This window comes from Bradyrhizobium sp. F1.13.3 (assembly GCF_040548265.1).
GTDB lineage: Bacteria > Pseudomonadota > Alphaproteobacteria > Rhizobiales > Xanthobacteraceae > Bradyrhizobium.
This window is the reverse complement of record NZ_JBEPRI010000009.1, coordinates 161,170-186,610: the sequence shown is the minus strand read 5'-3', so window position 1 is coordinate 186,610 and position 25,441 is coordinate 161,170. Positions and strand designations below refer to the sequence as shown.

Genomic DNA, 25,441 nt, shown 5'->3' with positions numbered 1-25,441 from the left:
CATGAGCGAAACCAACGTCTCCGTCGCGATGCTGGAACCGGTCGAGGACCGCGGCGGCGTCGCGCAGCCGCTGCTCCAGGTCAACGGCCTGACCAAGCATTTCCCGGTTCGTGGCGGCCTGTTCGCCGCAAAGCGCACCGTGCGTGCGGTTGATAATGTCTCGTTCACCGTCGCCAAGGGCGAGACCGTCGGCATCGTCGGCGAGTCCGGTTGCGGCAAGTCGACCACCGCACGGCTGCTCATGCATCTGATGCCGCGCGATACCGGCGACATCATCTATGACGGCATGAGCGTCGGCCAGTCGCTCTCCTTGCGCGAGCTGCGCCGCGGCATGCAGATGGTGTTCCAGGATTCCTACGCCTCGCTCAATCCGCGCCTGACCATCGAGGAATCGATCGCCTTCGGCCCGAAGGTGCACGGCATGGCCGACGGCGCCGCACGCGCGCTGGCGCGCGAGCTGCTAGGCAAGGTGGGCCTGGTTCCTGCAAATTTCGCCAACCGCTACCCCCATGAGATCTCGGGGGGCCAGCGCCAGCGCGTCAACATCGCGCGTGCGCTGGCGCTGTCGCCGCGTCTGGTGATTCTCGATGAAGCGGTCTCCGCGCTCGACAAATCGGTCGAGGCGCAGGTGCTCAATTTGCTTGCCGATCTCAAGAGCGAGTTCGGGCTGACCTATCTCTTCATCAGCCATGATCTCAACGTCGTGCGCTACATCAGCGATCGTGTGCTGGTGATGTATCTCGGCGAGGTGGTCGAGCTCGGCCCGGTCGACCAGGTCTGGGACCAGCCGGCACATCCCTATACACGCGCACTTCTTGCTGCGATGCCGTCCTCGGATCCGGACCGCCGCACCGAGACGCCGCCGATCACGGGCGATCCGCCCAATCCGATCGATCCACCTTCGGGCTGCCGCTTCCACACCCGTTGCCCGTTTGCGGAGCCGCTCTGCGCAAATGCGACACCAAAACTCACCGCGCTCGATAGAATGGGCCACGAGGCCGCGTGCTACATGGCGATCCCGGGTTCAGGCCATAGCCGCGCGCCGAAGGAGGAAACCGCATGACGAGACCGACGACAAAAGAGATCAAGGCGACGGCACAGGTCGCCGGTGTTCCCGTTGACGACGAGATTGCGACGCGCATCTCCAACTCCATCGGACCGGCCTTCGAGGGCTTTGCCGCCATTGCCGGCACGTTGCCGTTCGATCTCGAGCCCGCGCTCTATCCGATCGCGCAGACTGCGAAGCTCTCGAAATGAGCACCGAGCCCGAATTGATGACGCTTACCGAGGTTGCGCGCGCGATCGCGATGAAGCAGGTGTCCTCGCACGAGGTGACGCGTGCGCTGCTGCATCGTATCGCGCAGTGGCAGCCGCATCTCAACGCCTTCATGTCGATTGAGGCAGAGGCGGCGCTGAAGGCCGCCGATGCTGCCGACGCAGAACTCGCCAAGGGCGAAGTCCGCGGTCCGCTGCACGGCGTGCCGCTCGCGCACAAGGACATGTACTACGACGCCGGCCACGTCGCGACCTGCGGCTCGCTGATCCGCCGCGATTTCGTTCCGACCGTCACCTCCACCGCCTTGCAGCGGCTGAAGGACGCTGGCCAGGTTCGGCTCGGCACGTTGCATCTCGCCGAATTCGCCTATGGCCCGACCGGCCATAACGCCCATTACGGCCCGGTTCGCAATCCCTGGAACGTGGCGCACATCACCGGCGGCTCGTCGTCGGGCTCGGGCTCGGCGGTCGCGGCGCGACTGACCTATGCCGCGCTCGGCTCCGACACCGGCGGCTCGATCCGCATGCCCGCGCATTTCTGCGGCGTGACGGGATTGAAGACCACCGTTGGCCGGGTCAGCCGCGCCGGCGCGATGCCGCTGTCGCAGTCGCTCGACACGGTCGGGCCGCTCGCCCGCACCGCCGAGGATTGCGCGCTGCTGCTGGCGCTGATGGCCGGCCCTGATCCCGAGGATTCGACCACGAGCCGTGAGCCGCTGTCCGACTATGTCGGCGCGACCAAGGGCTCGCTGAAGGGCCTCAAGATCGGCGTCCCCTCGTCCTTCTATGTCGACGATCTCGACGGCGAGGTCGCGCGCGTGCTGGACGAGACCATCGCGGTGCTCAAGCGTGAGGGCGCCGACATCGTCACGGTCGAGCTGCCCGACCAGCGGCAATTGTCCTCGGCAAGCCAGCTCGTGCTTGCAGCCGAAGCCGCCGCCTTCCACAAGCGCTGGATGATCGAGCGGCCGCAGGATTACGGCCCACAGGTGTTGATGCGGCTTCAGAACGGGCTCGCGGTCCCCGCCATCACCTACCTCGAGGCGATGCGCTGGCGCGGACCTGCGCTCGCCGCGCACAACGCTGCGACATCAGGTGTCGACGCGATTATCGCGCCGGCGTCCCCGGTGCCGGCGCCGACGATCGAGGAGAGCGACGTCGGCGGCGGGCCGAACGCGCCGGCGCTGTTGCAGCGGCTGACGCTGTTCACCCGCCCGGTGAATTATCTCGGCCTGCCGTCGCTCACGGTGCCCTCGGGCTTCACCAAGAGCGGACTTCCGATCGGCATGCAGTTGATCGGCCGCTCGTTCGATGAGGCGACCTTGCTCACCATCGGTGCCGCATTCCAGCGGGCCACCGACTACCACGACAGGCTGCCGAAGCTTCCGTCATGACAAAGCTCGTCGAGATCTCAGGCCTCAACATCCGCTTCACCGGCGAGCGCACGGTCTATGCCGTGAACGATCTCAGCCTCTCGCTCGGCGACGGCGAGGTGCTGGGCCTGCTCGGCGAGTCCGGCTCGGGCAAGAGCGTGACCTTGCGTGCGCTGATGCGGCTGTTGCCGAAGAAGCGCACGCAGATCACGGGCAAGGTCAACGTCATGGGCCGCGACGTGCTGGCCATGAACGACGAGCAGCTGTCGTCGTTCCGCGGCCAGACGGTGTCGATGATCTTTCAGGAGCCTGCGCTTGCGCTCGATCCGGTCTACACCATCGGGACGCAGATCGCCGAAAGCGTCGTGCGTCACGAAGGCAAGTCTTACGCGGAGGGCAGAGCGCGCGCACTCGAAATGCTCGAGGTCGTGCGCATTCCTTCCGCAAAACGGCGGCTCGATGCCTATCCGCATGAGATGTCCGGCGGCATGCGTCAGCGCGCGATGATCGCGCTGGCGCTCGCGTGCCGGCCCAAGATATTGCTCGCGGACGAGCCGACCACGGCGCTCGATGCCACCGTGCAGATCCAGATCCTGCTGCTGTTGCGCGAGCTGCAGCGCGAGTTCGGCATGTCCGTCATCTTCGTCACCCACGACATCGGCGTCGCCATCGAGATCTGCGACCGGGTCGCGGTGATGTATGCCGGTCAGATCGTGGAGCAGGGCACGCTTCGCGACATCGTCCGCTCGCCGGTGCATCCCTATGCCAAGGGCCTGCTCGCCTCGACCGTCCACGGGGCCAAGCGGGGACAGCGGCTCGAGACCATCCCCGGCGCCCCGCCGTCGCTTGGCGAGAGGCCGCACAACTGCTCCTTTGCGCCCCGCTGCGCCGTAGCCCAGCCGCGCTGTCTGGAGCAACTGCCAGGGAATGTGGAGGTCGGGCCGGGCCGGGCGGCACGCTGCGTGCTGGCGGAGCCGGTCACCGCGCTGTCGTGATATTTGGACCGCAGCGGGGAACGGGGGAACAGCATTCAGACCTCGTTCATCCAAGTTCCGCTTCCATGGAACCGTTCACGCAGAGGGACCTCACTTATGTACATTTCCAATGAAGGTTTGCTTGTCATCCTGTTCGTCGGCCTCGTCGCTGGTTGGCTGGCCGGCAAGGTGGTGCGCGGAACCGGGTTCGGCATCATCGGCGACATCGTGGTCGGCATCGCCGGCGCGCTGGTGGCGAGCTTCCTGTTTCCGAAGCTCGGCATTCGCATCGGCACCGGGCTGATATCCGAGATCGTCTATTCCGCGATCGGCGCGGTCATTCTGCTGCTGGTGGTACGGCTGGTCCGCGGCGGCGGCCGGTTTTAATGGCGCCCGAGTTCGATTGATCGAACTTTTGACCTCTCCCCGCCCGGGGAGAGGTGACATGTCTGCAAGAAAAAGCCGCAAGATCGTGAGATTCCGGACTTGCGTGCAAGGCCGGTCGGGGGTGATGTGGGCCATAGGGGGTCCCGGGTATTCGACTGCGTTGGGCGATGAGCGCAAACGCGATGTTAATCCGGGTCAATTACTCCTGAATTTGCCTTTGAAATCAGGGGCTTTGGCCCCTACCCGAAAGAGATCAGACTGATGGCAGCCGTTCCCGGCGTCCGCCGCTCAGAGCTCGGTGATGCGCTGCGCGCCTGTCGCACGGCCTTTGTCGGCGTCGGCTTGATGAGCTGCATGATCAACCTGCTCTATCTGACAGGGTCGATCTTCATGCTGGAGGTCTACGACCGGGTGCTGCCGAGCCGCAGCATTCCAACCCTGGTCGGCCTGATCGTCCTCGCCAGTTTCCTCTACATGGCGCAGGGCGTGCTGGACATGATCCGCAACCGGATATTGGGCCGGGTCGGCACCGCGCTGGACGAAGCCTTGAACAAGCGGGTGTTCGACACCATCGTGCGCCTGCCGCTGCTGGTCGGCAGCCGCAACGAGGGGCTTCAGCCGCTGCGCGATCTCGACAATGTCCGCTCCTTCCTCGGCGGCATGGGCCCGAGCGCGTTCTTCGACCTGCCTTGGCTGCCGCTCTATCTCGCCATCTGCTTCGCCTTCCACGTCATGATCGGCGTCACCGCGCTGGTCGGCGCGGTCATCCTGGTCGGGTTGACGCTGGTCACCGAGTTCATGTCCCGCCAGCCGGCGCGCGAGGCGATGGGGCTTGCCGCCCAGCGCAACGATCTCGCCCAGGCCAGCCGCCGCAATGCCGAAGTCATGGTGTCGATGGGCATGGCGGGGCGGATGAACGCGCGCTGGAGCGAGGCCAACGAAAAATATCTCGACGGCAACCAGCGTGCGAGCGACGTCGCCGGCGGTCTCGGCGCGGTCGCAAAGGTGTTGCGCATGATGTTGCAATCGGCCGTGCTCGCGGTCGGCGCCTATCTCGTCATCCACCAGGAGGCGACCGCCGGCATCATCATCGCCGGCTCGATTCTCTCGGCACGTGCGCTCGCGCCGGTCGACCTCGCGATCGCGCATTGGAAATCCTTTGTCGCGGCACGTCAGAGCTGGCACCGCCTGACCCGCCTACTGGAGCAGATGCCGGCGCAGACGATGCCGACCCAGTTGCAGGCGCCCACCAGCCGCCTCTCGGTCGAAGGCATCGCCATGGTGCCCCCGGGCGACCAGCGCCTCATCGTGCAGGACGTCACCTTTGCGCTCGAAGCCGGCAACGGCCTTGGCGTGATCGGACCGAGCGGCTCCGGCAAGTCGTCGCTGATTCGTGCGCTGGTCGGCGTCTGGCAACCGGTCCGCGGCAAGGTGCGGCTCGACGGCGCGGCGCTCGACCAATGGTCGTCGGACATGCTCGGGCGCCATATCGGCTATCTGCCGCAGGACGTCGAATTGTTCGGCGGCACCATCGCGCAGAACATCAGCCGTTTCGACCCCGAGGCCACCTCTGACGGCATCATCGCGGCCGCCAAGGAAGCCGGCGTGCACGAGATGATCATCAAGATGCGCGAGGGCTACAACACGCAGGTCGGCGAGCAGGGCACGGCGCTCTCCGCGGGCCAGGCGCAGCGGGTGGCGCTGGCGCGCGCGCTCTATGGCAACCCGTTCCTGATCGTGCTCGACGAGCCCAATTCCAATCTCGATACCGAAGGCGACGAAGCGCTGACCCGCGCCATCCGCGCGTCGCGCGAGCGCGGCGCGATCGTCATCGTGGTGGCGCACCGCCCGATCGGCGTCGAAGCGGTCGACCAGATCCTGGTGCTGCGCGACGGTCGCATGCAGGCCTTCGGGCCGAAGGAACAGGTGCTCGCCCAAGTGCTTCAGCCGCGGGTGACGCCGCCGGCCCCGATCAAGATCGTCAGCGAAGGCGGAGCCAAGGCATGAGCACGATGGCGCTCGGCGGCGCGAAGCCTGCCGCGAAGCGGACCGTACGGCAGTCGATCCGGTTCCACCTCATGCTCGGGCTTGGGATCGTGCTGGTCCTCCTGGTCGGCCTCGGCGGCTGGGGGTCGACCGTGCAGATCTCGGGCGCGCTGATCGCGCCGGGTCAGATTGTGGTCGAATCCAACGTCAAGAAGGTGCAGCATCCGACCGGCGGCGTCGTCGGCGAGTTGCGTGCGCGCGATGGCGACCTGGTCAAGGCCGGCGACATCGTGGTGCGGCTCGACGACACCGTCACCAAGGCCAACCTTGCCATCGTCACCAAGAATCTCGACGCGGCGCAGGCGCGTGCGGCACGGCTCCAGGCCGAGCAGCGCGGTATCGACAGGATCGACTACCCGCAAGCGCTGCTCGATCGCGGCAACGATCCCGACGTCAAGGCGCTGCTCTCCGCCGAAACCAAGCTGTTCGACGTCCGCGTCAACGGACGCGCCGGCCAGAAGGCGCAGCTGCGCGAGCGCATCCAGCAGCTCAACGAGGAGATCGAGGGCCTCTCCGCGCAGGAGCGGGCCAAGGACAGAGAAATCTCGCTGGTGCAGCAGGAGCTCGTCGGTGTCCGCGATCTCTATGACAAGCACCTGGTGCAGATCTCCCGCCTGACCACGCTCGAACGCGATACCGCCCGCCTCAACGGCGAGCGCGCGCAATACATCGCCTCGCGCGCGCAGGCCAGGGGCAAGATCACCGAGACTGAGCTCCAGATCATCCAGGTCGACAAGGACATGGTCAGCGAGGTCTCCAAGGATCTGCGCGAGACCAACGACAAGATCGGCGAAATGATCGAGCGCAAGGTCGCCGCCGAGGACCAGCTTCGCCGCGTCGACATCCGCGCGCCGCAGGACGGCATGGTGCTGCAATCGACCGTGCATACCGTTGGTGGCGTCATCACCGCTGGCGACGCCCTCATGCTGATCGTGCCGCAGGCCGACGATCTCCAGGTCGAGGCCAAGGTCAATCCGGTCGATATCGACAAGCTCCAGATCGGCCAGAAGACGCTGCTGCGCCTGTCCGCCTTCAACCAGCGCACCACGCCGGAGCTCAACGGCGTCGTCAGCCGCGTCTCGCCCGACGTCACCACCGATCAGCGCACCGGCCAGAGCTACTACACCATCCGCGTCTCGCTGTCCGCAGAAGAGGTCGCCAAGCTCGGTGACTCCAGGCTGATCCCCGGCATGCCGGCGGAAGCCTTCGTCCAGACCGGCGACCGCACCATGCTGTCCTATCTGATGAAGCCGCTGCACGACCAGTTCATGCGCGCGTTCCGGGAGAAGTGACGCGCGAAAGCGCGTCCTCGCCTCTTTCGTCATTGCGACCGTAGCGAAGCAATCCAGGTTGCCTCCGCGGCGAGATTTCTGGATTGCTTCGCTACGCTCGCAATGACGGGGGCTTCTTTCTTGCTTTAGTTTTCTTGCTATAGTTCGATTCAGCCCCAGCAACCCGGCGTCGAACAATGCAATCCATCCAATCCCCACCCTCGGTCGCCACCGAATCCTTCTCCAACGCCGGCCTCGCCGTCGCCCGCCTCGAAGAGATCTACGAGCGCAACACGAAGTTCCTGCGTGACCGGTTCGAAGCTTACGTCAACGGCGAGGCAATCACGACGCGGGTGCGGGCCTTCTATCCCTTCGTCCGTGTCACCACCGCGACGCATGCTCGGCTGGATTCGCGTCTCGCCTACGGCTTCGTCGCGCGGCCCGGTGTGCACGAGACCAGCGTCACGCGTCCGGATCTGTTCCGGACCTATCTGACCGAGCAGATCGGGCTGTTGATCCAGAACCACGGCGTCCCGGTCGAAATCGGCCAGTCCAGCGAACCGATCCCGGTTCATTTCGCCTATCGCCGCGACATCAACATCGAAGCCGCCATCACCACCAGCGAGAATTCGCCGGTGACGCGGTCGCTGCGCGATGCATTCGACGTGCCTGATCTGGCCACCATGGACGACGCCATCGCCGACGGCACTTTCGAGCTTCAGCCCGGCGCGCCCGAACCGCTGTCTCTGTTTCGGGCGGCTCGTGTCGATTACTCGCTGCGCCGGCTCTACCATTACACAGGCACGGACCCCGAATATTTCCAGAACTTCGTGATTTTCACCAACTACCAGTTTTACGTCGACGCCTTCGCGCAGCTCTGCCAGCAGCGGCTTCAGGCTGGCGAGGCCGGCCTCGACGCCTTCGTTGCTCCAGGCAACGTGATCACGCGCAGCGGCGGCGCGACGACAGGCGTTGCGCCCGCGCGCGCGCCGCAGATGCCAGCCTTCCATCTGGTCGCGCCCGGCTATCGCGGCATCACCCTGATCAACATCGGCACCGGTCCGTCCAACGCGCGCAACGTCACCGACCATGTTGCCGTGCTGCGACCCCATGCATGGCTGATGCTCGGCCATTGCGCGGGCCTGCGCAACACGCAGCGGCTCGGCGACTACGTGCTCGCCCATGGCTACGTGCGCGAGGATCATGTGCTCGATCGTGAGTTGCCGCTGTGGGTGCCGATCCCGGCGCTCGCGGAGATGCAGGTCGCGCTCGAGGAGGCGGTCGAGGACGTCACCGGGCTCGAAGGGTTCGAGCTCAAGCGCCTGATGCGGACCGGCACCGTCGCGAGCGTCGACAACCGTAATTGGGAGATCAGCGGGCGCGATGTCATTCGTCGCTTGTCGCATTCGCGCGCGGTTGCGCTCGACATGGAATCGGCCGCGATTGCCGCCAACGGCTACCGCTTTCGCGTCCCCTACGGCACGCTGCTGTGCGTCTCGGACAAGCCTCTGCACGGAGAGATCAAGCTCGCAGGCATGGCCAGTGAATTCTACCGCCGCCGTGTCGGCCAGCATCTCGAGATCGGCTTGAAGGCGCTGGAACGGCTCAAGCAGCAGGAATCCGAGCGGCTGCATTCGCGAAAGCTCCGCAGTTTTGCCGAAGTTGCGTTCCAGTAGGCGAAGGCTTGCCTTTGCTGCTGACAAGCAGCGGGATTTTCGGCATTTTCGGCGCGGGGGTCGACCGGGACGACTTGATGCCACTCATGCGCGACAGGATCATTGGCCATGATCTCGAACGGCTTGCCTTTCGCTTCACAATGCTGAATGACGGCGAGGTCGTGCAGTGCCAGATCAGCGACGCCGCGATGGACGAGCTTGCGGGTATGCAGGGCACCGAAAGCAGCGCGCGGCAGGCTCAGTTCCTGTCGCTGCGCGAGACCATCGAGCGGCTCGCCTCAGACCTCTACGACGAGGCGCCGAGGGTCAGGGGTCATGTGGTGCGGATCTTTACGCGACATTTGCAGCGGTAATTCCGCTCCAGGCTCCGTCGACATGCCCAGAGCAGTTCGTCAGTTGGTCAAGATCCAGTCTTGCTGGGCTTACCTTCCCGCTGGCGGCCTTTCGATGATCGTCAATTCCTCTAAAGCATTCGCTAACCAAGCAACCGTTTCGCGGCAATCTTAAGACCTGCGAAACCAGACGTTATACGACTATGAATTGATGGCTCGTAGAGGTTAGGTCACGAAAATGGGGCCTCACGAGTGCTCGCGTGACAAAAGAGATTGTTGGAAACGACGCGATCCGCGGGCATGACGTCAACCCGGGCAAGACGCTGCCAAAGAGTTGGCGGCTTGCAATTGCCGTAACGATCGGATGCGGACTCCTGGGCCTTGCGCTCCGCTACGTCGCCCGGAAGCACGCGACCGACGACGCCATTCAGCATCTGATTCCCTGGTATGTCTTTGCTCGCGATCACGGAGTCGCCGGGCTGGCCGAAGCCTTTACCAACTACACGCCGTTCTACAGCTACCTCCTGCTGATTGCCGCCCGATTTGATTGGCTAGGCGAGCCACTTTCCCTCGTGAAAGCGATCTCGGTAGTATTCGAATTGGGCTGCGCGATCGCCGTGGCCCAGATCGTCTGGAGAGCGACAAGGCTGCCATTGCGCGCCTCCCTGGCCTTCTGCGCTGTTTGGCTTGCACCGACGGTGATCTTCAACGGCGCAATGTGGGCGGAGAGTGATTCGATCTGGACCTTCTTCACGCTGGTTTCCGTCGCGCTGTTCATGCGGGATCGAAACGGCGTTGCGTCATTTGCGATGGCCTTTTCGATGAAGGCTCAGGGCGTGTTCCTGGGACCCTTCGTGCTCGGCATGATTCTGCGCCGCAGGATCCACCCGGCATGGCTCGCCACCGTTCCTGGGATCTATGTGGTTCTCGCCATTCCGGCTCTCGTCGCCGGCAGATCCTTGGCCTCCGTGCTCGCGGTCTATCTGGACCAGGCTCACACCTTCAATCGCCTCACCATGAACGCGGCCAACATCTGGGTGTTGGCCGGGGGAATGCCGTACACGATCGGGGTCGCCGTCGGCATGGTGCTCGCGGCTGCGAGCGGGCTCGCCTTGTCGATCTTCATCGCGCGCTCTCAACGGACGGGGCCGGAGTTTATTCTCCTCGCAGCATGTGTATCGCTGATGCTCATGCCGTACCTGCTCCCTAAGATGCACGAGCGGTATTTCTACGCCTTCGAACTTGCGTCGATCGCGCTGGCCTGCCTCAATCCGCGCTATGTGGCCTTCGCGGTGATTGCTCAGGTCAGCGGCGTGCTTTCCTATCTCGCGTTCGAAAGCGGAATCGTCTTGGGCGTGCTGCCGGCGGCACTCTGCAACAGCCTTCTCGTGTACTACCTCGTGCTTGATCTTTGGCACGGCGAGCGTGGATTTCGCTTTCCGAGGCTTGCCTGGCTCGGCTTCAGCGCGTCAACCGCGGGATTGCTCGCTTATCTGGTCATCCAAGGGCCCGGTTTGAACATATCGCCCGTGTACCTGCTCACCACGGGTCTCGTCACAGCTGCGGCGCTGCTGCTCCTGAAAGAGTCGCGTTGCGACCTGGCCGGCCCGGACCAGTTGCCTCGATCCTGAGCGTCCCGCTTCATCCGGCCATCAGCTGTCAAACATGATCACGCTGCGCAGCGTCTTGCCGGCCTTCATGTTGGCAAAACCTTCGTTGATCTCGGAAAGCTTCAGTTTCGCGGAGATCCAGTCCTCCAGATGCAGCCGGCCGCGCAGGTAGAAATCCACCAGTCGCGGCATGTCGACGCGAAAATGGTTCGAGCCCATCGATGAGCCCTGGATCCTGCGTTCACGCAGGAAGTCGAAGCCATGCAGCTCGATCTTCTGGCCGAACGGAATCATGCCGACGATGGTGGCCGTGCCGCCCGAGGCGAGCATGCCGAAGGCCTGCTCGGCGGTCTCCTTGCGGCCGAGCACCTCGAAGGAATGATGCACGCCGCCATTGGTGAGATCGCGCACCTGCTTCACGACGTCGCCGTCGGCGGGGTTGATGATGTCGGTCGCGCCCAGCTTGGTCGCGAGCTGGAGCTTGGCCGGATTGGTGTCGATGGCGATGATGCGGCCGGCGCCCGCGATCTGCGCGCCGTTGATCGCGGCCATGCCGACGCCGCCGCACCCGATCACGGCCACGGTCTCGCCGGCCGTTACCTTTGCCGTGTTCACGACCGCGCCGTAGCCGGTGATGACGCCGCAGCCGATCAGCGCGGCGAGATCGAGCGGCATCTCCTTGCGGATTTTGACGATCGCGTTCTCGTGCACCAGCATCTGTTCGGCGAAGGACGACAGGTTGAGGAACTGATGCAGCTTCTCGGAGCGGGTCCATTGCATCCGATTGGAAGCCCCCGGCAGCAGTTTTACCGTGGTGTCGGTGCAGAGCACCGTCCGGCCCGTGGTGCAATTGTCGCAGGTGCCGCAGAACACCGAAAGACAGGTGACGACATGATCGCCGGGCTTCACATAAGTCACGTCGGAGCCGACCTGCTCGACGACACCGGCGGACTCGTGCCCGAGCACCGCGGGCAGCGGATGCGGATAAAGACCTTCCATGAAGTGCAGATCGGAGTGGCAGAGACCTGCGACCGAGGTCCGGATCAGGACTTCGCGCGGGCCGGGCTTCGGCAGGCTGACATCCTCGATGACCAGGGGCTTGTTGACTTCATGGAGGACGGCGGCCTTCATCGAGCACTCCCTATCGCTTTTTTTGCTTGAACGCGGGTGCAGCCTACGCTGCCAGGACCAGTTCGCCAACCTCGCTCATGCCGGCATCACGATCGCCGAGCAGCAGCGCGGCGATCTTCTGCTGCACGGCATTTTCCGTCAGCCGGAACGGATCGCTCGGCGACACCCGGTGATCGATGACGAGCCGCGACAACAACAGCCTTCGCGCATCGCCACGCATGTCGTGAATACGATGTGCCTCCCAGGCGAGCGCGACGGCACTGGCGACATGATAGAGCAGGCTGGTGGCGCGGCGCGCATCGGCCTCATTGTCGGCCTTCCCTGCGACCTCGCGTGCGAAGCCGACCGCGCGATCGGTGAGGGTGTGCAGCCGGTCGCGCCAGGCCTGCGGCACCGAGGGGCTGTCATCGAGGCGGGCGTGCAGATCGGCGGCAAGCGCGGATTCGGCGCCGTGGCGGCCGACCGCGCGCCTCAGCGCATCGATCGCGACGATGTTGCCGGTGCCTTCCCAGACCGAGCCGAGATGCGCGTCGCGCAGCAGGCGAGCGGTCGCGAATTCCTCGATATAGCCGATGCCGCCGCGCATCTCGAGCGCATCACCGCACACTTTTCTCGCATCGCGCGTGGCGCGGAATTTCAGCGTGGGGGTCAGGATGCGCAGCAGCGCGGCCGCGTCCTGGCTGCCGGCCTCGGCGCGGTCGAGCGCGTCCGCGGCGAGAAAGCTCATCGACAACGCCTGCTCGACCGGCAGCATGATCTTCAGCATCTGGCGCCGGCCCAGCGGCAGGTCGATGATGCGGTTGCCGAACACCACGCGGTTTTTCGCCACCGTCATCGCGTCATGGTAGGCCCGCCGCATCAGCGCGGTGGATTTGACGCCATTTGAAAGCCGCGACGAGTTCACCATTTCGGCCATCTGCACGAAGCCGCGGTCGAGCTTGCCAACCGCATAGGCGATCGCGCCTTCAAGCTTGATCTCACCCGAAGCCATCGAGCGCGTGCCGAGCTTGTCCTTCAGACGCACGATCCGGTAGTGGTTCTGCGAACCGTCGTCGAGGAAGCGCGGCATCAGGAACAGACCGACACCGCGCGTGCCGGGGCCGGCGCCTTCGGGGCGCGCCAGCAGCATTACGACTTTTGCGTCGGCGTTGGAGCAGAACCATTTTTCGCCGGTGAGGCGCCAATGGTCGCCTTCCTGCACGGCCGTCGTGGTCAGCGTGCCGACGTCGGAGCCGCCTTCCTTCTCAGTCATGAACTGGCCGCCCTGGGTCAGCTTGCTCATGTCGGTCTGGGTCAGGCCATCCAGATATTTTGCCTTCAGTTCGTCACTTCCGAAATTCGCGAGCAGCTTGGCGCAGCCATCGGTGACGTTGATCGGGCAGCCCATGCCGAATTCGGTCTGGTTGAACAGGAAGGTGAACGCGTGCTTGGCGACGACGGGATATTTGTCCGGCCAGCCCATGATGCCCTTGCGGATCGAGAGCGCGTGGATGCCGAACTCGCCAAAGGCTGCCTTCTCCAGCTCGCGATAGGCCGGGTGGTATTCGATCCACTGCACGTCGCGGCCGAACTTGTCGCGCTGGTGCAGCACCGGCGTGTGCCGGTCGGCAAGCCGCGCGCAGTCGTCGAGCGTGCCACCGGCGAGTTCACCGAGGCGATCGAGATGCGGCTCGATGTGGCGGAATAGCGTCTCCGGCAGATGAATGCGCAGAAGATCGGTGAGGGCCTGATCGCCGCGGTAGAAATTCATGCCGGTGGTATCGGGAGCCAGCAGTCCGGATGGTGCGGCCGCGACCTGTTTTGCCTGCGCGGGGGCCGGCTTGTGCATGATCGTCCTCTTTGTTTCCGCCTTGCGGTCATTTTGCGCTGATTTGGCGCTTGCCGCTTGAGATGATGTCGATCATGCTCCAGTCGCGAAAGCGGATAAAGCCGCAAATTGTCAGGGAGGCATGATCGCCGCGTGGGAGCAATTCGCTCTGCGGAATTGTGATCGACCCGGCTGGTTGTCCGTGCGGACCGTGCATAGATCAGCGGCTTCCCGTCTCCGAGAGATCACGTCATGGAACACCCGAAATACAAAATCGCTCTCATCGTCGGCGCCGGCGAAGGCCTGAGCGCCTCGCTGGCGCGGCTGTTGTCCGCCCAGGGCATCCGCGTCGCACTGGCCGCGCGAAAAATCGAGAAGCTCGGCGCGCTCTGCAGCGAGACCGGCGCCAAGGCCTATGCCTGCAACGCCACCGACCCTGATGAGGTCGAGCGCCTGTTCGGGCTGGTCGAGCGCGAGATCGGCACGCCCGATTTGGTCGTCTATAACGCCAGCGGCCGCGCGCGCGGGCCGTTCGTCGATCTCGTTCCGGCCGACGTGGCGCAGGCGATCGCGGTCAGCGCCTATGGCGGCTTCCTGGTGGCGCAGCAAGCGGCTAGGCGCATGCTGCCGAACCAGCACGGCGCGATCCTGTTCACCGGCGCTTCGGCAAGCGTCAAGGGCTATGCACAGTCCGCACCGTTCGCGATGGGCAAGTTCGCACTGCGCGGGCTGGCGCAGAGCATGGCGCGCGAATTGTCGCCGCAAGGCATCCATGTCGCACATTTCGTGATCGATGGCGGCATCAGGAGCGCAGCGCGCACGGAAGCGCCGGAGAAGCCGGATTCGATGCTCGATCCCGATGCCATCGCGGCGAGCTACTGGAACGTGCTGCAGCAGCCGCGCAGCGCCTGGAGCTGGGAGCTGGAGCTGCGGCCTTGGGTGGAGAAGTTTTGAAGGCAAGCTGCCGTAGGGTGGGCAAAGGCGCATAGCGCCGTGCCCACCATCAACGACGAAACAGCAATTGGTGGGCACGCTTCGCTTTGCCCACCCTACAAGGGCGGGAATCATGACCACGGACACCATCATCGATACCGGCACCAGTGAACTTCTCTGCGTGATCCGCGATCGCGTCGCATTGATCACGCTGAACCGGCCGGAGGCGCGCAACTCGCTGTCAGACGCCCTGACCCCGGCGCTACGCACGATGATTCGCACCTGCGGCGAGAACCCCGATGTCGGCGCGCTGCTGATCACCGGCGCGGGCGAAGCGTTCTGCGCCGGTGGCAACGTCAAGGGCATGGGCGCACATCGCGACCCCAAGAAGCTGGAGATCTCGCTGGAAGATCGCATCGCCGATCTCCAGGAGCGGCAGCGCCTGCTCACCGGCGCGCTGGTGTCGGTGCGCAAGCCGACCATCGCGGCGCTGCCGGGGCCGGCGGTCGGCGCGGGGCTCGCCATCGCCATGGCGTGCGACATCCGCATCGCCGCGCAATCGGCCTTCGTCGCCACCGGCTATGCGCGCATTGCGCTCAGCGGTGATTATGGCATCGCGTGGCTGTTGACGCGCCTCGTCGGCACCGCGCGGGCGCGCGAGCTGCTGTTCACCGGCGATCGGGTCGATGCTGCAAGGTGCGAGGCCATCGGCCTCGTCAACCGCGTGGTGCCCGATGACGAATTGCAGGCGGAGGCCTTCGCCCTGGCAAAGTCCTTGGCTGGAGGTCCGCGCCTCGCGCTGCGCTACATGAAGGATAATCTCGACGAGGCCCTGCTGTTCGACTTCGAAACCGCGCGCGACCACGAGGCCGAACGTCTGGTCCGCCTGACCGCAACCGCCGATCACAGGGAAGCGGTGCAGGCCTTCATCGAGAAGCGCAAGGCGGTGTTCACGGGGAAGTAGCGGCGAAAAAAATGCCCGGCTCTGGTTTTCGCCAGGCCGGGCTCGAGTGGTGTCAGGCCGAGGCTGAGGGGCTATCGGCCTGACGGGAAAGAGCGACGAGACGCCAGCTCGCGCAGGGAATGTCTTTCGGTGCGACGGAGATCTCCTTGTCGAAGCGCACCAGCTTCCAATCGTCGGGATGTTTGACGAAGGCGCAGCCCGATTTGCGCGCGAGCGAGATCATGGACGCGTTGGAGCGTAGCGTGTCGCCGAACATGTGGTCGGCGCCAAGCGCGGCCGCGCGGCATTCAAGATTCTTCATGAGCACGGTGGCGATGCCGTGGCCCTGCCAGCGATCGGCAACCGACAGGCCGAATTCAAGCGTCTCAGTTTCGGCATGCAGTGCGTAGCGCGCTTCGGCGACGATGGTCTCGAAGCCGTCCACCATCATGGTCGCGACCACGGTAAAACGTTCGCGCTCGCCGACCTGAAGGAATTCCTGGAGGAGGCCCTGCGGCAGTTCGCTGATCGCACCGAAGAAGCGGTTGTAGCGGGAGCGCGTCGAGAGCGAGCGAAAATAGTGCTGGAGCTCCTCGGTGTCGCCCGGCTCGACGAAGCGCACGCGCAGCGCCTCGCCGTGTCGCGTGCGCAGCGTGTCCGAATACTGCTTCAAATCTTCCAGGCGAAGGCTGCTCATGACACCGCGCCCCCAAGGGGACCAAAGGGAAAAGGGACCGCCGGCGCCCCACAGTCAGGCGGCGCCGGCCTGGCGGCCAATCAGGCCCGCCAGAAGGGTTTGTCGGCCTCGTAGGCCACATCGCTCCAGGACAGCCCGACGTCCTGAAGGTCACGCGCGGACCAGTTGGTGAGCTCACGCCGGGTCCGGTAGCGCTCGTGCCAGACGTGAAGGGTCTCGCCGATCTGGTGGATCAAGCCGGGCGCATGATGATTTGTCATCGAATTCTGGGTCAAAGTAGACATTGTCAGCTCCTGGAGCTAAGTTGACCGCTAATATCTGCTTCCTGGTGCACTGCGACAAACGACAATTTGTACTCTTTCGCATGAAATAACGTCATGTATCCTGCTGCCAGATGACTGCCAGATTGCCCTCTCTGAATGGATTGCGGGCCTTTGAGGCTGCCGCGCGCCATCTCAGCTTCACGCTGGCCGCGTCCGAGCTGAACGTGACCCAGACCGCGATCAGCCATCAGATCCGCAGGCTGGAGGAGGAGCTCGGCATCCGCCTGTTCGTCCGGCAGAACCGCGCGCTGGCGCTGACGCCGGAAGCGCGCGACTATCTGCCGGGCGTCCGTGCCGCCTTCAACGACCTCCGCCTTGCCACCGATCGGCTGCTGCGCAAGGACGACGACAAGGTGCTGACGGTTTCGACGTTGGCCTCGCTCGCCGCAAAATGGCTGCTGCCGCGGCTGACCGATTTCCAGGAGCACCATCCCGGCATCGACGTTCGCATCACCACCTCGACCGGCCTCGTCGACTTCCAGCGCGACAATGTCGATGCCGCGATCCGCTACGGGCGCGGCCAGTGGCCGGGCTTGCGCGCCGACTGGCTGATGGCAGACGAGCTGTTTCCGGTGTGCAGCCCGTCTCTCCTCCGCGGCGACAAGCCGTTGCGCTGTCCGGAGGACCTCAAGAGCCACATGCTGCTGCACACCTCCAACGCCAACAGCGACGACTGGCGGCTGTGGTTGACCGCGGCAGGTCAGCCGGCCGACATCGCCAGGCAGCCCGGCATCACCTTCGACATGATCTTCATGACCATCCAGGCCGCGATCGACGGCATCGGCGTGGCGATGGGGCGGACCTCCTACGTCCAGGACGACATCGTCAAGGGCCGGCTCGTGGTTCCCTTCAAGATCGCGCTGCCGGCCGATGCCGGCTTCTACCTGGTCGCGCCGGAGGGCCGCCGCGAGGCGCCGAAGCTCGCCGCATTCCGCGATTGGATGATCACTGCAACGCAGAATAAAGCCTGAGATCGTGCCGGCGCATGTCCGGCCACCTGCTTCTCGCTACAACTCCACCACGACGTAATCGCTCTCGACCTTCACCGCGACAGTCTCGGCGACATACGGCCCCTTCACAACGCTCGCACCCGGCTCGACATGAGCCGGATAGGCCTTCACGCGGAAGCGGCGGGGGCCGCAATAGGACTGGCCGGTGCGGATGTCGAACTCCCAGCCATGCCATGGGCAGCGAATGATTTCGCCGAGCTTGGTGTATTCGATCTCGCCGGGATCCGTCGATTGCGCGAGCCCGATGAGCGGCCCCTCGCACAGCGCCGCGCCCTGATGCGGGCAGCGGTTCATCAGGCCGAAATATTCACCCTTGATGTTGAAGATTGCGATCGGCCGTCCGTCGATCTCCAGAAATTTTCGCGTGCCGGGCGGAAGCTCGTCGACCGCGGCAATCACATGCCGCGCCATCAAGCGATCCCGTACAGGTTCTTCGCATTCCCGAGATAGAACGCCTCGCGGTTGTCGTCGCTGACGCCCGCGGGCAGCACGCGCGACGGCTCGTCGTAATCCCAGTGCGGATAGTCGGTCGCGAACAGCAGCCGGTCCCAGCCGATCCACTTGATGACGTCGAACAGATCCTCGCGCCGCTCCGGATCCTCCATCGGCTGCGTCGTCCACCACACCTGCTCGCGGATATATTCGGACGGCGGCCGTTTGACATGCGGCACCTCGCTCCGCAGCCGCTGCCAGACCTTGTCGAGCCGCCACGCCAGTGACGGCGCCCAGCCGAAGCCGGCCTCGATCATCACCATCTTCAATTTCGGGAAGCGCTCGAACACGCCCTCCAGCACGAGGCTCGCGAGCGCCGATTGCTGGCACTGCGAATGGCCGACCATCTCCTCGATGTAATAGGAAGGCCAGCCCGACGGCGTGATCGGGTTGCCGCCGAAACCAAAGGCGTGGACGCCGACGGGCAGGCCGGCCTCTTCCGCGGCCTGATAGATCGGCCAGTAGCGGCGCTGGCCGAGCGGCTCGACATTGCGGCTGAGCAGCAGCACCTGCACGAAATTCTTGTCGCCGGCGCGTTCGCGGATTTCGGCGGCGGCCGACAGGCCGTCCTCATTGCCGACGACGATGGACGCCTTCAGCCGCTTGTCCTTGCTGGTCCATTTGTCGATCTGCCAGTCGTTGATCGCCGAGCACAAGGCGGCCGAGAGCTCGTGATTGCGGATGCCCTGTCCGGTGTTGAGGGGATTGAGCACGCCGAGCTGCACGTTGTGGGGATCGAGCAGCTGCTTCTGCATGAAGGATAGCGATGAGCCCTGCGGCCCGCCTTCCGGCGGATAGGCGTCGCGGCGCGAGGCGTTGGGCTGGGCCTTCGGATAGGGTGGACCTTCCATCATGCCCTGATAGGCATGGACGCCGTAGACTTCGAGATGATGCTGCCAGCGTTTGGCGAGGTAAGGATAGAGCTCGGCGCGGGTCGCGCGTGCCGGATGGATGTCGCAGTCCGCAATTGCGGTTTTGACCGTCAGTGGGGAAGCGGCTTCGGAGCTTTCGCGGAACTGAATATTCATCGCCTTGCCTCCTTTGGCAGCGGCTAAGTCAGGCGGGGATAGGTCGCATGCGGATTATCGATCATGATCTTGCGCACGAGATCGGGGGTGAGACCTGCGGGCAGCGCCTCCTGGCCGTCGAACTGCCAGTGCGGATAGTCGGTGGAGAATAGGACTAATTCGTCCGACTGCATATGATCAAACAGGCGAATTAATGTCGCCTCGTCCGGCGGCGCGTCGAATGGCTGCAACGAGAAGCGGATGTTGCTGCGCACAATCTCCAGCGGCGCGCGATCAACCCACGGCGTCTCCATCCGCACGCCCCGCCAGAACTTGTGAAGGCGCCAGAGAAAGGGCGAGATCCAGGACACGCCTGATTCCAGCATCACCATCTTCAGCCGCGGATATTTGGCGAATACGCCCTCGACGATCAGGCTGGTGAGCTGGGTCTGGAACGCCTGGGCCTGACCGGCATAATCCTCGATGTGGTAGGAACCCCAGCCCACGGCGGTCGGCGGATTGTGATAGGCGGAACCGGCGTGAATGCCGATCGGCAGGTCCAGCCGTTCTGCTGCCTCGTAGATCGGCCATAGCGCGCGCTTGCCGAGCGGCGTATCGCCCATCACCAGCATCAGCACCTGCACGAAGCGTCGATCCGCCGCACAGCGCTCGATCTCGGCGACGGCCTTCTCGACGCTTTGGGTGGGGATCACGATGGAGCCGCGCAGCCGCTGATCGCGATCGAGCCATTCTTTCGTGAGCCACTCGTTCAAAGCGCGGCAGAAGGCGGCCTGCAGATCCTCGGAAAACACCATCTGCACGCCGTAGAGCGGATTGCAGATGGCATGCGAGAGCTGAAAGGGATCGAGCACATGGCGCTGCATGTCCGCAAGGCTCTCGCCCGGCTTGCCGCTTCCGGGGCGCCAGTCGGGCCGCGCCGTGATCGGCGAGTTTTGCGGGTAGGATTGCGAGATGAGATCGACCATGCCGCGCGTCGTCACCTGATCGCGCCAATAGTCGTTCAGGTACGGCAGCAGGCTGGTCAGATGCGGCACGGCCGGATGCACATCGCAATCCACCCCGCCGGCGATCAGGGACGCCATGACGTGTCCTTCGCGTTTCCTCGTCGCGCCTTCTCGGGCAGCGCTTGGCCGCTCCGCCTTGCCGCCATTCAAGCAGGCCTGCCCGTTGCCTGCAACTCGGCCAAGGGCGCTGTCATATGCTAGAAAGGCCGAGCTCGGTTGCGAAGGAATAAGGGGTCAACGAATGAAAGAGCTCGTCGGCATTGCGGAACAGGTTGCAGCGAAGCTGATCGCGCGCAAACAGACCATTGCCGTGGCGGAATCCTCGACCGGCGGCCTGATCTCGGCCAGCCTTCTCGCGGTGCCCGGCGCGTCCGCCTATTTCCTCAGCGGCGCCGTGGTCTACACCCGCGATGCCAGGCGCGTGCTGATGGATATTTCAGACGAAGGAATGAAGGGCTTTCGTTCCTCGTCGGAGCCCTACGCGCAACTGCTGGCCGAGCGGATGCGCGGCCGTTTCAACTGCGATTGGGGCCTGTCCGAGACCGGCGCGTCCGGTCCGACCGGCAATCGCTACGGCGATGCGGCGGGCCATAGCTGCATGGCGGTCGCCGGGCCCGCAGTTGAGGTGATGACGCTGGAGACGGGCAGCAACGACCGCTTGGCCAATATGCAGACCTTTGCGGCGACAGCGCTGAAATTGCTGCTGAAGAATCTGGAGCGGTGAGCTCGCGGCCTCCCGAATATCTGGCTGTCCCGGAGAATGTGTGGTGTGACGCGCTCTTTACCGCGACACGTGCGCCGACACAGCCAGCCACGTCTCGCCTCCCTTCGCCCAGCAATCGGTATAGCGCCCGGTGGCCTGCTGGCCGTCCGCATTGGTGTAGCTCGTCCCCGCGTGGATGATGGCGAAATCGCCCATGATGCGGATGATGACGTCGTGCTCCCTGAGATTCCGGATCGCAATCGGCCGCGCCGTCTGCTTCAGGAAGGCCTCGCGATCGACCAGCGTCTTGTCGGGATTGGAGCAGTAGAACTCCCGCGCCAAAATTTCGTCGAAGCGCTTGACGTCGCAATTCTGCACGGAGGCGACATAGTCGCGGTTGAGCGCGGTGAGCTGTTCGAGGTCGTTGCTCATGAGATTTCCCTCAGTCATTGAACAAGGGCGGCGGCACGAACCCGCCGAACTCGCGTTCGATCAGCTCGGCGAGCTTCAGCGGCGTGCGGTCCTCGAGGAAGGGCCCGATGATTTGCACGCCGACCGGGAGGCCCTCCTTCGACAGACCGAGCGGAACAGCCGTTGCCGGCAGGCCCGTCAGCGTGGCGATGCCGGGCCACGCAAGCTGGTCCGGATAGGCAAAGTCCTTGCCATCAATATTGATCCGGCGCTCTTCCTGCTCCGGCGAATGATCATGCGGATAGGCTGGGGTCGGCATGATCGGGCAGATCACCGCATCGAATGTCCTGAACAGGTGTCGCCATTGCGCGCGCAGGCCGGCCCGAGCGCCTTCGTCGAACACCCAGGCCTGATGTGTGCTGGTCATGCCGCGCAGCCGCTCGGCAGCAAGGCTCTTGTCCTCAGGCGAGAGCTGCGCTGCTCCGGCACGCGCGCCGGCGAGAATGTCCGGCGGAAGGAAGGCGCCGAGAAAACCCATCAGCATGCGCATGTAGAGGCGAGAGGCATCCGTGAAGTCGGGAAACAGCGGGCTTTCGCGCGTGATGCTCGCACCTGCGCGCGACAATTGGTCCGCCAGCTTCTCGATGGCGCCGCGAATGTCGGCATTCGCAGGCAGCAACGGATGGCTGTCGATCACCAGCACGCGAAAATCCTTCAGCGCGCGGTGTCGCGCCTCCGGCAGCGCGAGCTTGTATCCTACGCCCAGGTCCAGATGATCGGGGCCTGCAATCACGTCCAGGAGCAGGGGCAGATCGACTGCGCTGCGCGCCATCGGACCGATCACCGCCATATCGCGCTCCATCGGGATGGCAGGAAATGGCGGCGGCGTATGGCCGCGTGTTGGACAGAGATTGTAGGTCGGCTTGTGCGCATAGACCCCGCAATGGAAGGCGGGCACGCGCAACGAGCCGCCGATGTCCGACCCTAGCGAGAGTGGTCCGTAGCCTGCCGCGAGCGCCGCAGACGAGCCGCCCGACGAGCCACCCGGCGTGCGGCCGAGATCGAATGGATTGTTGGTCGTGCCGTAGATCTCGTTGTAGCTCTGCCAATCCGCCAAACCCACGGGCACGTTGGTCTTGCCGAGGATGACGCCACCGGCACCCTTCACCCGGGCGATGGACAGCGCGTCCTCCGCCGGCTTGAAGTCTTTCTGCAGCGTCCAGCCCCAGGTCGTGGGCAGGCCGGCGACGTTGTAGGATTCCTTCACCGTGATGGGGAGGCCGAGCAGCGGCTTCCGCTCGCCGCGCGCCAACGCGGCGTCCGCCTCGCGTGCGGCGTCGAGCGCGCGGTCGAAATCCCGGACGCAGATCGCGTTGACCTTGCCGTCGTGCCGTTCGATTCGGTCGATCGCATCCTGCGTGAGCTCGACCGCGGAAACCTTCTTGGCCGTCAGTGCCGCCGACAGCGCGACCGCGCTCTTGAAGCTCCATTCGGATTTGGCCATGGCGCATCTCCTGTTCTTCTTGTCCTCGAACAATGATGCGCAGTTTGGCCCAGCACCGCAATCGCCGTTTGATCGCGATTGACATGTGAGCAAGACGGAACGCGGTGAGCCAAGCAACCACTCGCAGTCATCGCCCGGCTTGACCGGGCGATCCAGTATTCCACCGGCGCCGATCGGACACGGAGAGGTCGCGGCGTACTGGATGCTGCGCCCTCGCGGGGCATGACACCGAGAGTGAGGCTGTTACGCCGCTCCGATCAATATCCCCACGGCGAGCACGATCGCGCCACCAAGCACGATCTGGAATACGGCCTGCAGGAACGGCGTGTCCATGTAGCGCGCGCGGATAAAGGCGATCGCCCACAATTCGAAGAACACGACGATTCCGGCGATTCCGGTCGCGATCCAGAAGGCGTTGGCCCAGCTATCGGGCACGAGATACGGCAAGGTATGTCCAAGCCCGCCGAGCGTCGTCATCAAGCCGCAGGTGAGACCGCGGAGCCAGGGCGAACCGCGACCGGTCAGCGAGCCGTCGTCGGACAGCGCCTCCGCAAAACCCATGCTGATGCCGGCACCGATCGAGGCGGCGAGGCCGACCAGAAACGTCTGCCAATTCTGATGCGTGGCGAAGGCAGCCGCAAACAGCGGCGCCAGCGTCGAAACCGAGCCGTCCATCAGGCCGGCGAGACCTGGCTGCACATATTGCAGCACGAACATGCGCCGGTTGGTGCGGTCTTCCTCCGCGCGCACGTCTGAACTCAGGATCTGGTCGGTCAGCTTCGCGGCCACCTCTTCGTGGCCTTTCTCGGCTTCGGCCAGATCGCCGAGCAGGCGGCGCACGCCGACATCCTGCGCCTGCTCAGCCGCCTTCACGTAGAAGCGCTCGGCCTGCAATTCCATCGTCTCGACTTCCCGTCGGATGGTGTCGAGCGGCAGGTTCTTGGTGAGCCAGACCGGACGGCGGCGCAGGAAGCCTTTGACGTCCTCGCGGCGGATCGGGGGCAAATGCGGACCGAAGCGCTGCTCATACATTTCCAGCAGCATGTGACGATGGCCGCGCTCTTCCTCGGCCATCTGCTCGAAGATCTTGGCGGAGTCCGGATAGCGCTCCTTCAAGTCTTCGGCGAAGCTCATATAGATGCGGCTGTCCTCCTCCTCGGAGGAAATTGCGACCGCAAGCACCTCGCGCTCGGTCAGATCGGCAAAATTCTTCACGGCGGCCCTGTCTCACTAGTTTAGAATAATTCTAAAATATATAGGGCGGCGGGGTTCCAGGGTCAAATCACGCCGCGGCTCTTCGCCAGGAAATCGAGCAGCAGGCGGCTTACCTCGGCCGGCTGCTCCTGTTGCACCCAGTGACCGGCGCCGTCGACGAGGTGGCAGCCGAGCAACTTCGTGCAGGCCCGCGCCTGCATGGCCTCGAACACGCCCGGACGCTGATAAGTGCCCCAATCCTGCTTGCCCGAGACGAAGCAGGAGGGGACATCGATGGTGCGGCCGGCCAACAATTGGAGCTGGCTGTTGAATGCGCCCGATGTGCCGCAGCGGTACCATTGCAGGCCGCCCTGGAATCCGGTGCGGTCATATTCGGCGCTGTAGTAGGCGAGCTCGCGGTCGGGCAGCCATTGATTGGCGGCGATCGCGGCCGGCGAGGGCATCTCTTTCGCGACCGTCTCGGCCATGGTCTCGTTCAGGTCCATCACATAATAGGTCGGCAGCTTCGCCAGCTCGTTTGCCGACCAGGATTTCAGCGGATATGGCTTGTTGTCGGTCCAGTCCGCACCCTTGTGATGATAGTAGGCGCGCAGGAAATCATGCACGCCTTGCGGCGCACGGTGCATATCGGCATTGGCCGGGCGTGTCGCATAGTACCACTGATAATGCTTGCGCGGACGCGGCAAGGCGGCGAGCTCGCGATGCACGGGGTCTTCAACCGGTGGTTTTGCCGGCGCGTCGACCGTATTGAACGGCAGTGGCGGCGCTCCGCCGAACGGCGCGCTCATCATCGCCACCGAACGAAACACGTCGGGCCGCATCAGCGCGCACCAGGCCGCGACCGGGCTGCCGAAATCATGTCCGACCACATCGACCTGCCTGTAGCCGAACGCTGACACCAGCCCGAGCGCATCCCGCACCAGGTTGAAGAGCGAAAAGGGCGCGAGGTCGCCGTCGTAATCCGCGCTCCATCCCGTCGTCCGGCCATAACCGCGCTGGTCCGGCGCGATCACGTGATAGCCGGCCGAGCTGAGCGCCGGCATCACCTTGCGCCAGGAGAAGGCGAGCTCCGGAAAGCCGTGCAGCAGCAGGATGCAGGGCCGCCCCTTGGTCTCGAAGCCGGCCTCCAGCACATGGATGCGCAGGCCGTTGATGTCGTCGACATAGCGTGAGCGGATGCCAGCAGGGAGCGGGATGTCGGGGAGGTCGGTCATGTTTGTTTCCTCGTCATGGTCCGGCGAAGCGCGTCTCTCCAAAATCCCGGCCATCCACGTTCTTCGTTGCGGTTGATTGTAA

25 protein-coding genes are annotated in these 25,441 nt (G+C 64.5%); 14 read left to right on the top strand and 11 right to left on the bottom strand.

What is annotated here, in order from left to right; all coding sequences use genetic code 11:
• Nucleotide 1: 1 nt before the first annotated feature.
• The 10 genes from ABIB66_RS24405 to ABIB66_RS24360 all read left to right on the top strand — a co-directional run bounded on the left by ABIB66_RS24405 (nucleotide 2) and on the right by ABIB66_RS24360 (nucleotide 10,965).
• Nucleotides 2-1,063, top strand: a complete 1,062-nt coding sequence (locus ABIB66_RS24405) for an ABC transporter ATP-binding protein (protein WP_354207691.1) — start codon at nucleotides 2-4, stop codon at nucleotides 1,061-1,063.
• Complete coding sequence (locus ABIB66_RS24400; RefSeq protein WP_106941722.1) at nucleotides 1,060-1,257, top strand: hypothetical protein; 198 nt, start codon at nucleotides 1,060-1,062, stop codon at nucleotides 1,255-1,257. The genes ABIB66_RS24405 and ABIB66_RS24400 overlap by 4 nt, the downstream gene beginning before the upstream one ends.
• A complete protein-coding gene (locus ABIB66_RS24395; RefSeq protein WP_354207693.1) occupies nucleotides 1,254-2,669 on the top strand; it encodes an amidase in 1,416 nt (471 codons plus the stop codon). The genes ABIB66_RS24400 and ABIB66_RS24395 overlap by 4 nt, the downstream gene beginning before the upstream one ends.
• A complete protein-coding gene (locus tag ABIB66_RS24390) occupies nucleotides 2,666-3,643 on the top strand; it encodes an ABC transporter ATP-binding protein (RefSeq protein WP_275170795.1) in 978 nt (325 codons plus the stop codon). The genes ABIB66_RS24395 and ABIB66_RS24390 overlap by 4 nt, the downstream gene beginning before the upstream one ends.
• 96 nt (nucleotides 3,644-3,739) lie before the next feature.
• Nucleotides 3,740-4,009, top strand: a complete 270-nt coding sequence (locus ABIB66_RS24385) for a GlsB/YeaQ/YmgE family stress response membrane protein (RefSeq protein WP_275170797.1) — start codon at nucleotides 3,740-3,742, stop codon at nucleotides 4,007-4,009.
• Between the two features lie 261 nt (nucleotides 4,010-4,270).
• Complete coding sequence (locus tag ABIB66_RS24380; protein WP_354207696.1) at nucleotides 4,271-6,016, top strand: type I secretion system permease/ATPase; 1,746 nt, start codon at nucleotides 4,271-4,273, stop codon at nucleotides 6,014-6,016.
• Nucleotides 6,013-7,347 (top strand): HlyD family type I secretion periplasmic adaptor subunit, encoded by a 1,335-nt coding sequence (locus tag ABIB66_RS24375; RefSeq protein WP_354207698.1) that lies wholly within the window; start codon nucleotides 6,013-6,015, stop codon nucleotides 7,345-7,347. Before ABIB66_RS24380 ends, ABIB66_RS24375 begins: the two co-directional genes overlap by 4 nt.
• Nucleotides 7,348-7,523: 176 nt before the next feature.
• The gene (locus tag ABIB66_RS24370) at nucleotides 7,524-9,002 is read left to right on the top strand and encodes an AMP nucleosidase (RefSeq protein ID WP_354207700.1); all 1,479 of its coding nucleotides are present in this window, start codon (nucleotides 7,524-7,526) and stop codon (nucleotides 9,000-9,002) included.
• Nucleotides 9,003-9,079: 77 nt separating this feature from the next.
• Complete coding sequence (locus tag ABIB66_RS24365) at nucleotides 9,080-9,355, top strand: DUF1488 family protein (RefSeq protein ID WP_026233404.1); 276 nt, start codon at nucleotides 9,080-9,082, stop codon at nucleotides 9,353-9,355.
• 239 nt (nucleotides 9,356-9,594) lie between these two features.
• Nucleotides 9,595-10,965: a putative hexosyltransferase gene (locus tag ABIB66_RS24360; RefSeq protein ID WP_354207702.1), complete on the top strand. Its 1,371-nt coding sequence runs from the start codon at nucleotides 9,595-9,597 to the stop codon at nucleotides 10,963-10,965.
• A 21-nt stretch (nucleotides 10,966-10,986) separates the two neighbouring features.
• Here the strand turns inward: ABIB66_RS24360 and ABIB66_RS24355 are convergent, their stop codons facing one another.
• Together ABIB66_RS24355 and ABIB66_RS24350 are read right to left on the bottom strand one after the other, a co-directional pair.
• Nucleotides 10,987-12,075 (bottom strand): Zn-dependent alcohol dehydrogenase, encoded by a 1,089-nt coding sequence (locus tag ABIB66_RS24355; protein ID WP_354207704.1) that lies wholly within the window; start codon nucleotides 12,073-12,075, stop codon nucleotides 10,987-10,989.
• Between the two features lie 43 nt (nucleotides 12,076-12,118).
• The gene (locus ABIB66_RS24350; RefSeq protein ID WP_354207706.1) at nucleotides 12,119-13,903 is read right to left on the bottom strand and encodes an acyl-CoA dehydrogenase family protein; all 1,785 of its coding nucleotides are present in this window, start codon (nucleotides 13,901-13,903) and stop codon (nucleotides 12,119-12,121) included.
• A 231-nt stretch (nucleotides 13,904-14,134) separates the two neighbouring features.
• Between ABIB66_RS24350 and ABIB66_RS24345 the strand changes: the two genes are divergently transcribed.
• Both ABIB66_RS24345 and ABIB66_RS24340 read left to right on the top strand, forming a co-directional pair.
• Entirely contained in the window at nucleotides 14,135-14,836 is a 702-nt protein-coding gene (locus tag ABIB66_RS24345; RefSeq protein ID WP_354060942.1) for an SDR family NAD(P)-dependent oxidoreductase, read from the top strand.
• 112 nt (nucleotides 14,837-14,948) lie between these two features.
• Nucleotides 14,949-15,779, top strand: a complete 831-nt coding sequence (locus tag ABIB66_RS24340) for an enoyl-CoA hydratase (RefSeq protein WP_354207708.1) — start codon at nucleotides 14,949-14,951, stop codon at nucleotides 15,777-15,779.
• A 52-nt stretch (nucleotides 15,780-15,831) separates the two neighbouring features.
• On the opposite strand, the gene ABIB66_RS24335 is transcribed toward ABIB66_RS24340, so the two are convergent.
• Entirely contained in the window at nucleotides 15,832-16,455 is a 624-nt protein-coding gene (locus ABIB66_RS24335) for a GNAT family N-acetyltransferase (protein ID WP_354207710.1), read from the bottom strand.
• Between the two features lie 80 nt (nucleotides 16,456-16,535).
• A complete protein-coding gene (locus ABIB66_RS24330) occupies nucleotides 16,536-16,739 on the bottom strand; it encodes a DUF1127 domain-containing protein (protein ID WP_007599575.1) in 204 nt (67 codons plus the stop codon).
• Nucleotides 16,740-16,849: 110 nt separating this feature from the next.
• On the opposite strand from ABIB66_RS24330, the gene ABIB66_RS24325 reads away from it, so the two are divergent.
• Nucleotides 16,850-17,749, top strand: coding sequence for a transcriptional regulator GcvA (locus ABIB66_RS24325; RefSeq protein ID WP_354207712.1), 900 nt, complete (start codon nucleotides 16,850-16,852; stop codon nucleotides 17,747-17,749).
• A gap of 36 nt (nucleotides 17,750-17,785) precedes the next feature.
• Here the strand turns inward: ABIB66_RS24325 and ABIB66_RS24320 are convergent, their stop codons facing one another.
• From ABIB66_RS24320 to ABIB66_RS24310, 3 genes are read right to left on the bottom strand one after another with little or no spacing between them, the layout of a single operon-like run.
• A complete protein-coding gene (locus ABIB66_RS24320) occupies nucleotides 17,786-18,199 on the bottom strand; it encodes a Rieske (2Fe-2S) protein (protein WP_354255938.1) in 414 nt (137 codons plus the stop codon).
• Nucleotides 18,199-19,308: an amidohydrolase family protein gene (locus tag ABIB66_RS24315; protein ID WP_354207715.1), complete on the bottom strand. Its 1,110-nt coding sequence runs from the start codon at nucleotides 19,306-19,308 to the stop codon at nucleotides 18,199-18,201. The genes ABIB66_RS24320 and ABIB66_RS24315 overlap by 1 nt, the downstream gene beginning before the upstream one ends.
• Before the next feature lie 23 nt (nucleotides 19,309-19,331).
• Nucleotides 19,332-20,390 (bottom strand): amidohydrolase family protein, encoded by a 1,059-nt coding sequence (locus tag ABIB66_RS24310; RefSeq protein WP_354060954.1) that lies wholly within the window; start codon nucleotides 20,388-20,390, stop codon nucleotides 19,332-19,334.
• 163 nt (nucleotides 20,391-20,553) lie between these two features.
• Between ABIB66_RS24310 and ABIB66_RS24305 the strand changes: the two genes are divergently transcribed.
• Nucleotides 20,554-21,036 carry a CinA family protein gene (locus ABIB66_RS24305; RefSeq protein WP_354207717.1) on the top strand — a complete coding sequence of 161 codons (483 nt, stop codon included), beginning with the start codon at nucleotides 20,554-20,556 and terminating at the stop codon, nucleotides 21,034-21,036.
• 57 nt (nucleotides 21,037-21,093) lie between these two features.
• Here ABIB66_RS24305 and ABIB66_RS24300 read toward each other — a convergent pair whose 3' ends face one another.
• From ABIB66_RS24300 to ABIB66_RS24285, 4 genes are all read right to left on the bottom strand, one after another.
• Nucleotides 21,094-21,447, bottom strand: a complete 354-nt coding sequence (locus ABIB66_RS24300) for a nuclear transport factor 2 family protein (RefSeq protein ID WP_354207719.1) — start codon at nucleotides 21,445-21,447, stop codon at nucleotides 21,094-21,096.
• A 10-nt stretch (nucleotides 21,448-21,457) separates the two neighbouring features.
• Nucleotides 21,458-22,930, bottom strand: a complete 1,473-nt coding sequence (locus ABIB66_RS24295; protein WP_354207721.1) for an amidase — start codon at nucleotides 22,928-22,930, stop codon at nucleotides 21,458-21,460.
• Between the two features lie 243 nt (nucleotides 22,931-23,173).
• Nucleotides 23,174-24,145, bottom strand: coding sequence for an iron exporter MbfA (gene mbfA, locus ABIB66_RS24290; protein ID WP_219682962.1), 972 nt, complete (start codon nucleotides 24,143-24,145; stop codon nucleotides 23,174-23,176).
• Nucleotides 24,146-24,207: 62 nt separating this feature from the next.
• Nucleotides 24,208-25,359, bottom strand: coding sequence for an alpha/beta hydrolase (locus tag ABIB66_RS24285; protein WP_354207723.1), 1,152 nt, complete (start codon nucleotides 25,357-25,359; stop codon nucleotides 24,208-24,210).
• Nucleotides 25,360-25,441: the final 82 nt, after the last annotated feature.

Bases quoted from the DNA above. Each gene is read 5' to 3' on its own strand.
- ABIB66_RS24405 (WP_354207691.1), top strand. From the start codon at position 2: ATGAGCGAAACCAACGTCTCCGTCGCGATGCTGGAACCGGTCGAGGAC.
- ABIB66_RS24400 (WP_106941722.1), top strand. From the start codon at position 1,060: ATGACGAGACCGACGACAAAAGAGATCAAGGCGACGGCACAGGTCGCC.
- ABIB66_RS24395 (WP_354207693.1), top strand. From the start codon at position 1,254: ATGAGCACCGAGCCCGAATTGATGACGCTTACCGAGGTTGCGCGCGCG.
- ABIB66_RS24390 (WP_275170795.1), top strand. From the start codon at position 2,666: ATGACAAAGCTCGTCGAGATCTCAGGCCTCAACATCCGCTTCACCGGC.
- ABIB66_RS24385 (WP_275170797.1), top strand. From the start codon at position 3,740: ATGTACATTTCCAATGAAGGTTTGCTTGTCATCCTGTTCGTCGGCCTC.
- ABIB66_RS24380 (WP_354207696.1), top strand. From the start codon at position 4,271: ATGGCAGCCGTTCCCGGCGTCCGCCGCTCAGAGCTCGGTGATGCGCTG.
- ABIB66_RS24375 (WP_354207698.1), top strand. From the start codon at position 6,013: ATGAGCACGATGGCGCTCGGCGGCGCGAAGCCTGCCGCGAAGCGGACC.
- ABIB66_RS24370 (WP_354207700.1), top strand. From the start codon at position 7,524: ATGCAATCCATCCAATCCCCACCCTCGGTCGCCACCGAATCCTTCTCC.
- ABIB66_RS24365 (WP_026233404.1), top strand. From the start codon at position 9,080: ATGCCACTCATGCGCGACAGGATCATTGGCCATGATCTCGAACGGCTT.
- ABIB66_RS24355 (WP_354207704.1), bottom strand. From the start codon at position 12,075: ATGAAGGCCGCCGTCCTCCATGAAGTCAACAAGCCCCTGGTCATCGAG.
- ABIB66_RS24350 (WP_354207706.1), bottom strand. From the start codon at position 13,903: ATGCACAAGCCGGCCCCCGCGCAGGCAAAACAGGTCGCGGCCGCACCA.
- ABIB66_RS24345 (WP_354060942.1), top strand. From the start codon at position 14,135: ATGGAACACCCGAAATACAAAATCGCTCTCATCGTCGGCGCCGGCGAA.
- ABIB66_RS24340 (WP_354207708.1), top strand. From the start codon at position 14,949: ATGACCACGGACACCATCATCGATACCGGCACCAGTGAACTTCTCTGC.
- ABIB66_RS24335 (WP_354207710.1), bottom strand. From the start codon at position 16,455: ATGAGCAGCCTTCGCCTGGAAGATTTGAAGCAGTATTCGGACACGCTG.
- ABIB66_RS24330 (WP_007599575.1), bottom strand. From the start codon at position 16,739: ATGTCTACTTTGACCCAGAATTCGATGACAAATCATCATGCGCCCGGC.
- ABIB66_RS24325 (WP_354207712.1), top strand. From the start codon at position 16,850: ATGACTGCCAGATTGCCCTCTCTGAATGGATTGCGGGCCTTTGAGGCT.
- ABIB66_RS24320 (WP_354255938.1), bottom strand. From the start codon at position 18,199: ATGGCGCGGCATGTGATTGCCGCGGTCGACGAGCTTCCGCCCGGCACG.
- ABIB66_RS24315 (WP_354207715.1), bottom strand. From the start codon at position 19,308: ATGAATATTCAGTTCCGCGAAAGCTCCGAAGCCGCTTCCCCACTGACG.
- ABIB66_RS24310 (WP_354060954.1), bottom strand. From the start codon at position 20,390: ATGGCGTCCCTGATCGCCGGCGGGGTGGATTGCGATGTGCATCCGGCC.
- ABIB66_RS24305 (WP_354207717.1), top strand. From the start codon at position 20,554: ATGAAAGAGCTCGTCGGCATTGCGGAACAGGTTGCAGCGAAGCTGATC.
- ABIB66_RS24300 (WP_354207719.1), bottom strand. From the start codon at position 21,447: ATGAGCAACGACCTCGAACAGCTCACCGCGCTCAACCGCGACTATGTC.
- ABIB66_RS24295 (WP_354207721.1), bottom strand. From the start codon at position 22,930: ATGGCCAAATCCGAATGGAGCTTCAAGAGCGCGGTCGCGCTGTCGGCG.
- ABIB66_RS24285 (WP_354207723.1), bottom strand. From the start codon at position 25,359: ATGACCGACCTCCCCGACATCCCGCTCCCTGCTGGCATCCGCTCACGC.